The 13,889-nt window shown below is 65.0% G+C and carries 8 protein-coding genes; 4 read left to right on the plus strand and 4 right to left on the minus strand.

Translation table 11 applies throughout. From position 1 onward, the window contains the following. Positions 1-38: 38 nt before the first annotated feature. Together KQH55_RS01360 and KQH55_RS01365 are read right to left on the minus strand one after the other, a co-directional pair. On the minus strand, positions 39-881 hold the full coding sequence (locus KQH55_RS01360; RefSeq protein ID WP_139336999.1) for a carbon-nitrogen hydrolase family protein: 843 nt from the start codon (positions 879-881) through the stop codon (positions 39-41). Next, positions 878-5,278, minus strand: a complete 4,401-nt coding sequence (locus KQH55_RS01365; RefSeq protein ID WP_235090061.1) for an AsmA-like C-terminal region-containing protein — start codon at positions 5,276-5,278, stop codon at positions 878-880. The genes KQH55_RS01360 and KQH55_RS01365 overlap by 4 nt, the downstream gene beginning before the upstream one ends. Before the next feature lie 117 nt (positions 5,279-5,395). On the opposite strand from KQH55_RS01365, the gene glnE reads away from it, so the two are divergent. Then, a complete protein-coding gene (gene glnE, locus KQH55_RS01370) occupies positions 5,396-8,248 on the plus strand; it encodes a bifunctional [glutamate--ammonia ligase]-adenylyl-L-tyrosine phosphorylase/[glutamate--ammonia-ligase] adenylyltransferase (protein ID WP_235090050.1) in 2,853 nt (950 codons plus the stop codon). A gap of 7 nt (positions 8,249-8,255) precedes the next feature. Here the strand turns inward: glnE and recN are convergent, their stop codons facing one another. Beyond that, positions 8,256-9,908 carry a DNA repair protein RecN gene (gene recN / locus KQH55_RS01375; RefSeq protein WP_076796957.1) on the minus strand — a complete coding sequence of 551 codons (1,653 nt, stop codon included), beginning with the start codon at positions 9,906-9,908 and terminating at the stop codon, positions 8,256-8,258. Positions 9,909-9,993: 85 nt separating this feature from the next. Continuing rightward, positions 9,994-10,893: an NAD kinase gene (locus tag KQH55_RS01380; protein ID WP_139336998.1), complete on the minus strand. Its 900-nt coding sequence runs from the start codon at positions 10,891-10,893 to the stop codon at positions 9,994-9,996. A gap of 73 nt (positions 10,894-10,966) precedes the next feature. Between KQH55_RS01380 and hrcA the strand changes: the two genes are divergently transcribed. The 3 genes from hrcA (at position 10,967) to KQH55_RS01395 (ending at position 13,669) form a co-directional block, all read left to right on the plus strand. Next, positions 10,967-12,031 carry a heat-inducible transcriptional repressor HrcA gene (hrcA, locus tag KQH55_RS01385; RefSeq protein ID WP_076785434.1) on the plus strand — a complete coding sequence of 355 codons (1,065 nt, stop codon included), beginning with the start codon at positions 10,967-10,969 and terminating at the stop codon, positions 12,029-12,031. A 145-nt stretch (positions 12,032-12,176) separates the two neighbouring features. Then, positions 12,177-13,253: a ferrochelatase gene (gene hemH, locus KQH55_RS01390; protein WP_076796958.1), complete on the plus strand. Its 1,077-nt coding sequence runs from the start codon at positions 12,177-12,179 to the stop codon at positions 13,251-13,253. 8 nt (positions 13,254-13,261) lie between these two features. Beyond that, entirely contained in the window at positions 13,262-13,669 is a 408-nt protein-coding gene (locus KQH55_RS01395) for an RNA-binding S4 domain-containing protein (protein ID WP_076785432.1), read from the plus strand. Positions 13,670-13,889 lie beyond the last annotated feature (220 nt).

Genomic DNA, 13,889 nt, shown 5'->3' on the forward strand with positions numbered 1-13,889 from the left:
GCCGCCGCCGCTTTGCGGGCAACGACGCTGCGGTGCGCTCATGCCAGCACCCGATGCCGATACGCTGGCAAGCTCTGCCGTACCTGCGTGATACGTCGGACATCGATCGTGCCCGCTACCACGCCGGCACCGTCCGCGCGCACTGCGACGACTTCGCCCCATGGGTCCACCAGCATGCTGTGGCCCCATGTACGGCGCCCGTTCTCGTGCTTGCCGCCCTGGGCCGCGGCCAGCACGTAGCATTGGTTCTCGACCGCGCGCGCACGCAGCAGCATCTCCCAGTGTGCGTGGCCAGTCGTGTATGTGAAGGCCGATGGCACGACGATGAGCGCGCAGTCGCCAAGCTTGCGATACAACTCCGGAAAGCGCAAGTCATAGCATACCGACAAGCCCACGCGGCCAAACGGTGCATCGAACGCGACGACGTCGGTGCCGGGCCGGATGGTGCGCGTCTCGTCAAACGACTCATCATCTTTTTCGAAGTTAAACAGATGGATCTTGTCGTAGCGGGCCACGGCCCGGCCTTGCGGGTCAAACACCAGCGTGGTGTTCATCACCCGCCCGGATTCTGGTGCCACGAGTGGCAGCGTGCCGCCGATGACCCACACGCGATGGCGCGCCGCGGCATCGGCGAGAAATTGCTGAATCGGGCCGTCGCCCGGCGTTTCCCGCACGGCCAGCTTGTCGGCGTCGCGGTGCCCCATGAAGCAGAAATACTCGGGCAGCAGCACGAGTTGCGCGCCGCCGGCGGCGGCTTCAGCGATTAACTCGCCGGCGGCCTGTAGATTCCGCGACACGTCCGGCGTGCTGACCATTTGCAGCGCCGCCAGCGCGAACGTGCTGGGCGCGGCACCGCTTGAGCGGAAAACGGAGTTGTTCATTGCCATGACACATAAGATTCAGGTCGGCCCATCTTACCGCGATCGCCCGGCACCTGCTCGACCTGCGGATGTGACCACGAGCCGGTGACCGCGTAGTGGCGTGCGAACGACTGCGAAATGGGGTCCGCCAAGACCAGGCCGGCGACGAAGGTACCCAGGCCGAGCAGCGGGTTGACCACGGCCGTGGCCAGTGCCGCGGTACCCACGCTCAGCGATGGCGCCACCGTCACCAGCAGGTCCTGCTGCTCGCGTCCAAGATCCGCGTTGCCTTGCATCGTGACCTTTGCGGATGTACTGCTCAGCGTGAAATCATCGGTCCTAGCAACGCCGTTGCGGATCGTGCCGGTAGCGGACACATTGTCAAACGGCAGTCCTTCGCCAAACAATGTGTTCAGATCCAACGTCGCCACGCGGGCGAGCGATTGCAAACTGAGCACGCCGAGCAGCCTGGCGGCGCCCGGATCGACCTTCAGGATCTGGCCATGCGACAGTCTGAGCGACAGGTTCCCGCTCAGTGTCGGATAATCGATGTGCGTCGGTCCGCCTCGCCAGCCAACGTTGCCTGATAGCGTGCCATTGCCGCCCTTGAGCGTGCGGGGCAGGCCGAGACGGTCGAGCAAGGCACCGCCGTCGGCGATATCGAGCTTGAAATCCAGCACAGTGCACAGCGGGTTATCGTCGCTGCTGCTGCCGTTGCTGCCGCTATCGTTGCTGTTGCTGTTGCTGTTGCTGTTGCTGTTGCTGTTGCTGTTGCCGCTGGCGCTAGTGCTGGCATTGGCATTGGAGCGGCGCGTCGTTCTCCAGTTCGCGGTTGCCGACAGCTTGGCTGCTGGGTTTGTCACATCCAGCTTGTCCAATTGCCAGACTGGCGCGCCGTTTTCGTCGATGCTGCGTGCATTGACTTCTAGCTTGCCCAAGTTGTGTCCGCGCACGGTAAGTTCGTTGACGATCAGGTCAATCGCCGGGACATGCTGCGCCGGCTCTTCGAGCGCGCGACTCACCAGTGTCGCCTCGTGGCTGTCCGGGATCACCAGTTTGGCTAGCCGCGCGTCAAGCTGCCCGTATGGGCTGCGCGGCGTCTTCGCGTGCCACGCGATATGGCCGGATACTTCGTCCGATGCAATATTCGCTTGCCATGCGCCCGGTGTTTGTGTCGCATCGACTACCACGTTTTCCCAGCGGCGGTTCAACAATGTCAACGTATCGAAGTGCAGGCCGACGCGGGTAGGCACGAGTGCCGCGACGCTGTCGGGCAGGCTGAGCGAGGTGGCCGTGTCCGGCGAACAAACCGATGGGCCGGCGCAAGCTGCAGTGGGGCACGAGGATGGCGCAGCGGCCACCGGCTCAGTTGATATGGCGTCGGCGGGGACCGACATGGCGCCGAGCAGCGCGCGCCACGCGTCTGCGTCGAAGTGCGCCACATCCACCGCCGCGGTCACGCCTTCACTGGGCAGCACCGCTTTCCGGTTCACGGCGATCGCGCCGCGCATGATGGCCAGCTTGTCGTGGTTGCCGCACCGCACCAGATAAATGGCATTGAGCGGACCGAGTCGCGCATCCAGCCGACTGATGCCTGTCGTGGGTCGTTCACCGGCAGCCGTCGGCCGCAGGCGCATCGAGAACGGCATCGGCGCGCCTGCCGGTTTCCTGAATGGCGCCGGCAGTTGCAGCGCCAGCCCGCTCAGATCCAAGGTGGCCGAGATGTCGGGCGGTTCGTTCTTGCGCGTGCGCATGGCCACCGAGTAAGGGGCGCCGCCCGACATGCGGGTGAGCAGCGTGGCCAGCGGCCCGGGCGGCACTGCAGTCCGGGCTGCATCGGCGAGCAGGTGGCCCGACACGTCGAAGCTGCTTGATTCATCCTGCTGGATCGCGCCGTCGGCGCGGATGTCGCCGCCGAGGAATTGGCCGGTGGCGCGCCTGAACGTCATCGTGTGTTCGGTGAAATCGACCTTGCCATGGATCTGCGTGATCGGCGGCAGCGCCGCGAGCCGCTTGCCGGGCACGAATGACACCGTATTGTCCGCTAGCGTAACCGAGCCGTTCACGCCGACATGTGGCTTATCCGGATGGCGCGCAATCGCCAGCCGCAGCGCCAGCGTCGCGTTGCCTTTAGCCTGCACGGTCTCGCCCAGATGGTCGGACAGTACCGCGAGCGAGCTGCGATTCACGTAGTCGAGCATGTCGGCCAGCGGGCCACTAGCCACGCCATTGATCGCCAGATCCGAGTTCAGCGTGCCCCAATCGTCGATGCGGCCGGTCAACTGCGTGAGGGCGACACGTTGGTAGCGTGCGCGCTGGATATCAAAGCGCAGCACGTTTTGGTCCATCCGGAACAGCCCGTCGATGCCGTCGAACGCGGGCCATACCTGCGGCGTGCCGTTGCTCATCCGCTTCGGCGGGTACGGTGTCGGATCGAATCCGCCGTCTCGAAACGGCGCAACGATCTTGAAGATGCCGGCTTGTGGGTCGTGCGTGTACGGGAACTCGGCCAGTTCGCCATGGATGGCGATCGTCGCATTGCGCGAGGTTCCGGCCGTCAATGCATGGTCCAGGTAGGCGCGGGTATGTTCGCCGACGCCGGTCGGCAGATAGCGCGCGAGGCGGGGCAGCGACAGCCGGTCGAACCTCGCCTCCATGTCGAGCTTGCCGCGTCCGTGGCCGGGATTCGAATAGATGCCGGTCGCGCTGGCGCGCACGTCCTCGTTATCGACGATGAATCGCGAGAGGTTGACGGTAACAGCCGGGCGGGCCGCGTCCGAGGCCAGCGGATGCGCGGTCCATGTCGCTTCGGCCGCGAACCGGTTGAACGTAAGTCGTGGATTGTCGAACGCCCCCGGGATCGTGACCGCGGCGTGGGGGGTATCGATCGCCGCGTGACCGCCGTTCTGGTCGGCGTCAATTTCGCCCCAGATGTTTTCCGCGCCGGGCAGGCCCACGTGCGGGTGGCCGCCCGGTGTAAGGCCGGGCGGCGGCTCCTGCGCGTTGACGCTGACACCCTCGAGTGCGGCCTTGACGCGATAGCGTACGATCGGCTCGCCGCCTTCGACGGCCGCCACGCTGGCGGCCTCGCGGGTTCGCGGCGCGCGGCGCTCGACCTGTATCGCGTAGTTTGTCAGCGTGCCGCGTGGGTCGAACCGGTCCAGTTCATTGAGCACGTGATGTGGCAGCGGCAACGTGCGCACGAACTGCGCGAGCAGCCCGAGATCGACCGTATCGCCGCTGATGCGAATCAATTGGCCACGGCCCAGCGTCGCACGGCGGAACTGGCCGTTGAATTCGCCGATGTTCAGCAGTCGGGTAATCGGCGTGCCGTCCGCGAGCGGGGGCTGCCCGCCGAGTTCGGCGCGCAGATTGCCCAGATTCAGCGTGTAATCGAGATTGCGCATGTCGTTGCGCTGCAGCGACCAGTCCAGTCCGATGCTGGGCACGTCCAGCCGCGGCAGCGTCGGGTCCATGCGCAGCCGCAACTCGGACCCGGACAATGCGCCGCGCGCACCGCTCCATTCACCGGCCGCAAAGTCGAACCACGCAGTCACGTCCAGCGTGCCGCTTTGCGCATCCAGGCGCGCATCCGTGTAGCGGGCCAGTTCGGGCAGCGCCATGTCGCTGCTCGACACAAACATCGTGCCAGTCCAACCCGCCGGCTCGGTGAGTGGCTTCAGTGGCGAATGACGCAAGCGTGCGCGCAAGTCGAGCGGCCCGCGCAGCAAGCGTCCGTCCGGCTGCGCCTGCACGCCGAGCCGGTGAATTAGGCCGCGGTTGTCGATGGCCACGTGGATGTCGCGTAACGTCAGCGTCGGCAAGCCGCGCTGCGCGTCGGTCCAGTGCAGGACGCCGCCGTGCAACGCGATGGCGCGCTGCGTCATCAGCCAGCGCAGGAACGCGCTATTGTCGTGCTGGCGTGGATCCACCTGCACGCCGGCAATCGTATAGGTGCCGTTGGGGTGCCGTTTGGCGAAGACCTCGGGTTGTTCCACTATCAGACTCGAGAGCACCGGCGCCAGACGCGGCAATGAGCGCCAAGACAGCGTTGCACTGGCGGCAGGCACCGCGAGCATGCGCTGGCCGTCCGGGTCCATGATCGTCAGTTGCTCGATGTCCAGCGTTGGCTGCAGCCCGCTCCAGCGCCCGATCAGCCGACCGATGTGCACGTGCGCGCGAAGCGTATCCGAGATCCGTTGCTCGATGCGCGGCCGCAGCGAATCCAACTGGGGAAAGATGATGTAGCGCAGACCGACGTACGTGGCCGCGGCGCCAAAGTACAGTGTGATGGCCAGGGTCGCGCAGAACGCGAGTACGCGGCGCAGCATCCGCTCAGTCGGCCCGTGCAGCCGTCCGCCCCCGGCTTTTGCGTTGCGCGCATCGTTCGGGTCGAGTGTTTCCTGGCGGTTGGGCATGCGAGGAGCGCGGAACGTATGATAGGGAGCGGCGGAAAAACCAAATGTAACATACGGCATGCGAGTCAAACCTACCGCCGCCAAGGGTTTCATTGCATATGCCGTACCAATGACACGATGACTGACATGCCGCCGCCAAGTTCCCCGCTTGCTTCCGACGCCGAACCGCTGTTGAGCGCCGTCTATTCTCGCTATGCCGTCCGGCAGTACGCGGCACGGCCTGAACTGGCTGCGCGGGTGCGTGAACTTGCGCGCGCGCCGCTGACGCGGCAATGGATCGAGCAGCGGCTCGCGCAACTGGGTGCGCCGCAGGACGAGCCCGTAGACGACAACGTGCTCAAGCGCGCACTGCGCCTGGTGCGCACCGAGCTATTCTGCGCGGTGATGGAGCGCGACCTGGCCGGGTTGGCCGATGTGTCGGAGGTGACCGGCGCGATGACGGATTTGGCCGAGGTGGCGATCCGCCGCGCCCTTGCCTCGATCAGTGCCGAGTTGCACGCGCTGTATGGCATGCCGCTGAACGCGCAGCGACAGCCGCAGACGCTCGGAGTGGTCGGCATGGGCAAGCTCGGCGGACGCGAGTTGAACGTGTCTTCGGACATCGACTTGATTTTCGTCTACGAGGACGACGGCGAAACCGAGGGCGGCTCCCGCGCGCCGATCTCAAACCAAGACTTCTTCACCCGAGTCGGGCGCCGGTTGATCGGTGCGCTGGCCGAGCATACCGCGCACGGATACGTGTTCCGCGTGGACATGCGGCTGCGTCCAAACGGCGATTCAGGTCCGCTTGTCTGCAGCATCGGCATGCTGGAGGAGTACTTCTATGTGCAGGGGCGCGAATGGGAACGCTATGCGTGGATCAAGGCACGGCTGGTGTCGGACGTGGGTAGCGACGCCGGCGCGCGACTGGCGGCGCAACTTGATGCACAGGTCAGGCCGTTCGTCTATCGCCGTTATCTCGATTTCGGCGTGATTGCGGCGATCCGGGCGCTGCATGTGCAGATCCGTCAGGAGGCCACCCGCCGCGCGTCGTCGCGCCGCGACAAGGCCGATGACATCAAGCTAGGTCGCGGCGGCATCCGCGAGATCGAGTTTACCGCGCAGGTCTTCCAATTGATCCGGGGCGGTCAAGACGCCGGGTTCCGTATCCGGCCGACGCTGGCGGTACTCGATCATGCCGCGGCGCGCGGCTTGATAGCGCGTGGCGCGGTTCAGCGACTCGCACAGGCGTATCAAATGCTGCGCTGCATCGAGCACCGGTTGCAATACGTGAACGACGCGCAAACCCATGCGATGCCTGTCGATGAAGGCGAGCGCACGCAACTGGCAGCATCACTCGGTTTTGCTGACTATCGGGCACTACTGGCTGTGCTGGAGCGCCACCGCGCGTTCGTCGGGCAGCAGTTTGACCAGATCTTCGCGGACAAGCGTGGCGACGCGGCGGCGCCGGCCGGCGCAGGCGATCAGGCGCTCGGCAAGATTGGCAGCACAGCGTGGGAGGAGACCGCCACATGGATTTGGAGCAGTGCACTCGCCGATGAGGCAGCCGACGATGAGTTGCGCACTCGGCTTGCATCGCTGGGGTTCAACGACCCGCCAGCCATCCTGTCGCGATTGCATGCGGTCTGGCAGTCTGCGCGCTACGCCGGCCTGCCGGAACGGCATCGGACGCGTTTCGACAAGCTCGTGCTGCGTGCATTGGAGGCGACGCCGACGCATTGCAATGAAAGGGCCGATGCGACGTTGCTGCGTTTTCTCGATCTGCTCGAAGCGGTCGCGCGGCGTGGCTCGTACCTGGCGTTGCTGGTTGAGTATCCGGCTGCGCTGGCACGCGTGTTCGCTGTGCTCGGCGAGTCGCGTTGGGCTGCCGGCTATCTGATTCGCCATCCGCAGGTGCTCGACGAGTTGCTCGACGACGAGGCGCTGGTGAGCCCGTTCGACTGGACCGAGTTCAAGCGGATGCTGCTCGCCCGGCTTGCTGATGCAGACGGCACTGAGCATCAGATGGATTTGCTGCGTCACGCGCACCAGGCTGAGGTGTTCCGGATCCTGCTGCTGGATCTCAGGGGTCATCTATCGGTCGAGCACATCAGCGACCGGTTGTCGGAACTGGCCGACGCGGTCCTGGATGTGACGCTGCAGACCGTATGGCCGCAGTTGGCTCGCCGTCATTGCGACGTGCCGCGCTTCTCAATCATTGCGTACGGCAAGCTCGGCGGTAAGGAGCTCGGTTATGCGTCAGACCTGGACCTCATCTTTCTGTACGACGATCCCGATGAGTGTGCCGCAGAGATCTACGCGCTGTTCGCGCGGCGGCTGATCACGTGGCTGACCATGTCCACTGGCGCCGGCACGCTGTTCGATGTGGACCTGAGGCTTAGGCCGAACGGCGAGGCCGGGCTGCTGGTCACGAGCCTCGCCGCCTTCCGACGGTACCAATTGCGCGAGGGGGATGCCGCCAACACCGCGTGGGTATGGGAGCATCAGGCGTTGTCGCGCGCGCGCTTCTGTGCCGGGGATGTGCGCATCGGCGCGCAGTTCGATGCGATTCGTGCCCAGGTGCTCGCTCAGCCGCGCGATGCGCGGGTGCTGGCCACGGAGATCGCCACGATGCGGCAAAAGGTGGCCGAAGGCCATCCCAATCCCACAGCGCTGTTCGATCTGAAGCACGATCGCGGCGGCATGGTGGACATCGAGTTCATCGTCCAGTACTGGGTGCTGCTGCATGCCGGCGCGCATCCCGTACTGCGGCGCAACACCGGTAACATCGCGTTGCTGCGTGATGCGGCCCGCATCGGGTTGATGTCCGAGACACAGGCGGAACAGGTCGGCGGCGCTTATCGGACCTATCGTAAGCTGCAGCATGCGCTGCGGCTCGATGGAATGGACAAGGCGCGCGTGCCGCCCGAGCGTGTGCAGGTCGAGCGCGACGCGGTCACGCGACTATGGGAGCAGGTCTTCGGTGCGTGAAGAGGCTTCAAGCGGCCAGCATTTCCTTCGCGTGCTTGCGCGTGGTGGCGGTAATCTCGACGCCTCCGAGCATGCGCGCGACTTCCTCGACGCGGCTCGCGCGATCCAGCGCGGTCACTTCGCTGCGCGCTGCGCCTTGCGCATCGGTGGACTTGGCCACGCTGAAGTGGTGCTCGCCGCGGGCGGCAACTTGCGGTAGGTGGGTCACGCATAACACTTGTCGGATCTGGCCGAGCTGGTGCAGCAGTCGTCCAACGACCTCCGCGACGGCGCCGCCGATGCCGCTATCGACCTCGTCGAAGATTAGTGTCGGCGTCGGGCTCGCGGTGCTCGCGATCACTGACAGCGCGAGGCTGATGCGTGCCAACTCACCGCCGGATGCCACCTTCGCCAGCGGCCGCAACGGCACGCCGGCGTGGCCGGCTACGCGGAACTCGACCTGCTCGAGCCCATGCTGGCCGCCTTCAGGCAAGGGCTCCAACGCGACCTCGAACCGCCCGCCAGCCATCGATAAGTCCTGCATCCCGGTGGTCACCGCGCTGCTCAGCGCCTTGGCCGCCTTGGCGCGGGCTTTGGATAGTTGCCCCGCAAGCGTCATGTAGGCTTGCTCCGCGCACGCCTGCGCGGCGCGCAACGCGTCGATGTCCGTCGCCGCATCCAGCGCTTGCAATTGGGCGCGCCGTGCCAGCAACTCGTCGGGCAGGGCATCCGGTTGCATCCTGAATTTGCGCGCAGTCGAATGCAGTGCATCGAGCCGGGCTTCGACCTGCGCGAGTCGCGCCGGGTCCAGCTCGAGCCGCTGCGCGTAGTGAGTCAGCGAGTAGGCCGCTTCCTGCAGTTGAATTTCGGCCGGCTCCAGCGCGGCCAATGCGTCGCCGAGCGCGCTGTCGATTTCGGCCAGGCCGCGCAGTTTCGCGATGATGGCACCCAGTTGCGTGATCATGGCGTCGTCCGATTCGGACAAGGCGCCTAGCGCCGCTTGCACACCGTCGATCAGGTTTGCCGCGTGCGACAGCCGGCGGTGCTCGGCGCTGATTTCATCCCATTCGCCGGATTGCGGCGCCAGCTTCTCAAGCTCTGACAATTGCCACACCAGCCGCTCGCGCTCGAGGTGCACCTCGCGCTCCCGCGCTTGCGCGGCCTGCACGGCCGTCGCCGCGTCGCGCCAGCCGCGCCACGCCCGCGCGACGTCCGCGGTCAGCGCCGTCAGGCCCGCGTGCGCATCGAATAGCGCGCGCTGCGCGTCGCCGCGCATCAGTAACTGGTGGGCGTGCTGGCCATGGATGTCCACCAGCATTTCGCCGATGTCCCGTAACTGGCCAAGCGTGGCGGCTGTGCCGTTGATGAATGCACGCGAGCGGCCGTTGGCGTCGATCACGCGGCGTAGCACCACGTGCCCGCTGCCGTCGTCAAACGCATGCTCGGCCAGCCACTGCGCGGCGCCCTCATGCGCGTCGAACTCAGCAGTGATGTCCGCACGGCTCTGGCCAGTGCGTACCACCGTCGCGTCGGCTCGCGCGCCCAGTGCCAGCGCCAACGCGTCGATCAAGATGGATTTGCCGGCGCCGGTTTCGCCGGAAAAAACGGTAAAGCCACGCTCGAACTCGATGTCGAGCGAGGCGACGATGACAAAGTCCCGGATCGACAGATGACGCAGCATAGGCGAACGAAAGCGGTCGTCGTGAAAGGCGGATTGGGTGGGTTTGCAATGATTGAGCCGGCGTGCAGCGGTGACTGGCACCGGCTCAGCCGGGCTCGTCCTCGCCAAGCGACGAGTGCTCATTCCAGTGCAATTTCTTGCGCAAGGTTCGGTAATAACTGTAGCCGACCGGATGGAGGAACGGCACCGTGTGCCTGGAGCGCCGCACCTCGATCGTATCCTCGAGTTGCAACGCGGTGAACGACTGCATGTCGAAATTCACGTTGACGTCGCGCCCGCCGATGATCTGGATCGCGATCCGGCACGTGTCGGGCAGCACGATCGGCCGGTTCGACAATGCGTGTGGCGCGATCGGCACCAGCACGATCCCTTGCAATTGCGGATGCAGTAACGGACCGTTGGACGAGAGCGCGTACGCGGTGGAACCGGTTGGCGTGGCGACGATCAGCCCGTCTGAGCGCTGGTCCGACATGAAGTTGCCATCGACCAACACGCGTAACTCTGCCATCCCGGAGAAGCCGCTGCGGTTCACGACGACGTCGTTAAACGCCAGCGCGTGGTAGATTGGCTCGCCAGTGCGCATGATACGGGCCTCCAACAATGAGCGCTCCTCGCGCTCATGGCTGCCCGACAGCATTTGCGGTACCAACCGGTTCATGTCGGCGATGGCGATATCGGTGATGAAGCCAAGCCGGCCGTGGTTGACACCGATGAGCGGGGTGCGGTATGGCGCGAGTTGTCGGCCGATGCCCAGCATTGTGCCGTCGCCGCCGAGCACGACGGCGACGTCGGCGCGCGTGCCGATCTCGGCCGGCGTGAGCGCCGGATAGGCGTGCAGCCCGTTTTCGCGCGCCGTGTCGGCTTCGAACACGATCTGAAACCCGCGTTGCGTTAGGCAGCCGGCGAGCGCGGCAAGCGGCTCGCCGATGCCAGGCGTGTTGTTGCGGCCGATCAGCGCAACAGTTTTGAATTGGCCCATTTCCATGCCCGCATTACACCATAGGTGTCTGGCAAACTGTATGCTTTCGTGGTTCGGGTCGCACGTGCGTGTCGGATCGATGCCGACCCTCGCTGCGTGCAAGATTTACGCTAGAATTTTCACTATGCTAGATCCTCGTGCCCAGACCCTGCTTAAGACGCTGATCGAACGGTATATCGCCGAAGGTCAGCCGGTCGGTTCGCGCACGTTGTCCAAGTATTCGGGCCTCGAACTGAGCCCGGCGACGATCCGCAATGTGATGTCCGACCTCGAGGAGCTAGGACTTGTCGCCAGTCCTCATACGTCGGCCGGGCGGATTCCGACGCCACGCGGCTACCGGTTGTTCGTCGACACGATGCTGACCGTGCAGCCCGACGCCCAGGAAGCCGAGGTCAAGCTCGCGGTGCAGGACAAGCTCAAGCCGGGCGAGACGCAGAAGGTCGTCGCGGCAGCGGCCAGCGTGCTGTCCAACCTGTCGCAGTTCGCCGGCGTTGTGCTCACGCCGCGGCGCAGCCACGTGTTCAAACAAATCGAGTTCATGCGGCTGTCCGACAAGCGGATTTTGCTGATCATCGTCACCCCCGAAGGTGACGTGCAAAACCGGATCATGGCGACCCAGCGCGACTATTCGCCGTCGCAGCTGACCGAGGCCTCCAACTATATCAACACGCATTATGCGGGCCTGTCGTTCGACGATGTGCGACGCCGACTGCGCGAGGAAATCGACGCGCTGCGCGGCGACATGATGCAGCTGATGCAGGCCGCTGTCACCGCCAGCACGGAAACCGACGACGAATCCGACAACGTCCTGATCTCGGGTGAGCGGAACCTGCTCGAAGTGGTTGATCTGTCGTCCGACATGGCGCGCCTGCGCAAGCTGTTCGATGTCTTCGACCAGAAGACTAGCCTGCTACAGTTGCTCGACGTATCGAGCCATGCGCAGGGCGTGCAGATTTTCATCGGTGGAGAATCCACGCTCGTGCCGATCGAGGAAATGAGCGTTGTGACCGCCCCGTATGAAGTCGATGGCAAGATCGTTGGCACGCTCGGCGTGATCGGTCCGACCCGCATGGCGTACAACCGCGTGATTCCGATCGTGGACATCACCGCCCGGCTGCTGTCGTTCGCGTTGTCTCAGCATTGACGCGAGCCTGCGGCTCCAGCCTGAGCCGATTCGTCGTGGCGCGCCACTATCCGGATGGCCAGCCGGCGCGCCACGGCGCCAAGCGCTGAGCGGCCGTTATAATCGGATAACAAGTGCACCATTGCGGTGCTCAACGGATCCTCTCATGCATTTTGATCTTGAGCTGCCCTCGCAGCCGAGCGCATCGCACCGGGTCGGCGTGCTGCTGATCAACCTCGGCACCCCCGCTGCACCGACGCCGCGCGCGGTGCGGCGCTACTTGGCCGAGTTCTTGTCCGACCCACGCGTCGTTGAGATCCCCGCGCCGCTGTGGCAGATTGTGCTGCGCGCGCTGATCTTGCCGTTGCGCGGCCGCGCGTCGGCGCGCAAGTACGCGGCGATCTGGGACGCGGAGGGCTCGCCGCTGCGCGTGCACACCGAGCGGCAGGTCGACGGCCTGAGGCAGTGGCTGGCGGCAGGCCGGTGTTCCGTGCTCGTCGACTATGCAATGCGCTATGGCACACCCAGCATCGGCAATGTGCTGAATCAACTCAAGCGCGCCGGCGCTGAGCGGGTGCTATTGGTGCCGCTGTATCCTCAGTATTCGGCCTCGACCAGCGCCAGCGCATTCGATGCAGCGTTCTCCGCGCTGGCGCGTATGCGCAACCAACTGGAGATCCGCACGATCAAGCATTATGCGGACCATCCCGCCTATATCGAGGCGCTGGCGTCTCAAGTGCTGCACTATTGGCAGCAGCACGGCCGACCTGATTTCACGGCCGGCGATCGGCTGTTGTTGAGCTTTCATGGCGTGCCTAAGCGCACGTTGGATTTGGGCGATCCCTATGCCGAGCAATGCCGGCAAACCGCGACGTTGCTGGCCCACGCGCTCGGGTTGACCGAGGTCGAATGCCGGCTCACGTTCCAGTCGCGGTTCGGACGCGCGCAATGGCTGCAACCTTATACCGCACCGACGCTGCAGGAGTTGGGCGCGGCCGGAGCCGGTCGGGTTGACGTGTTCTGCCCGGGCTTCACGTCTGATTGCCTCGAAACGCTCGAGGAAATCGGCATCGAGGGTCGTGATACGTTCTTGCGGGCGGGGGGGCGCGAGTTCCATCGGATCCCGTGTGTCAACGATGCGCAACCGTGGATCCGCGCGCTGGCCGAGATCGTCGTCACCCATCTGCAAGGGTGGCCGATTGCTACGCCGCAACAGAGCACGGCAGCGACGATATCTGCGTGAGTTCGCCAATGAATTTGAAGATCTTAACCGGTCCTCACGCGCGGCTGCGCATCGACAAGTGGCTGTGGGCGGCGCGGTTTTTTAAGACCCGTTCACTGGCGGCCGAGGCGCTTGGCAAGGGCCGGGTGCGCATCGGCGGCGAGTCGGTGAAGGCGGCCAAGGAGGTGCGCGTCGGCGACATTGTGCAAATCGACATCGAGCGCATCGTATGGGAAGTGCAGGTGCGGGGCGTATGTGATGTGCGTGGTCCGGCGGCGATCGCGCAGACGCTATACGAGGAGACGCCGGCCGGCAACGCGCGGCGGCTGGCCGAGTTGGAGCGGCGCAGGACTTTTCGGGAGCCTGCTGCGACACTTCACGGGCGGCCAACGAAGCGCGATCGGCGCATCATTGACAAATTGTCCGGTGCGGATTGAATAGCGACTCGAGCGTCGCGTGGACGCCGCCGTACTCAGTCGTGGATTCGGTGACGGCCCCGGATAGGCAAATGGCGGTCGTTCCCGCGATCAATACCACGGCGACCACCCCAATGGCAAAAGTCAGTTTCATGGCACGGGCGGAAACGGGCATTTGGCTGGGCGGTGGGAGCGCCGTTGACGCAATCAGGGGACACGCGTCTTAAAGCGCCTCATAACG

It is taken from the genome of Mycetohabitans sp. B3 (assembly GCF_021498065.1).
GTDB lineage: Bacteria > Pseudomonadota > Gammaproteobacteria > Burkholderiales > Burkholderiaceae > Mycetohabitans.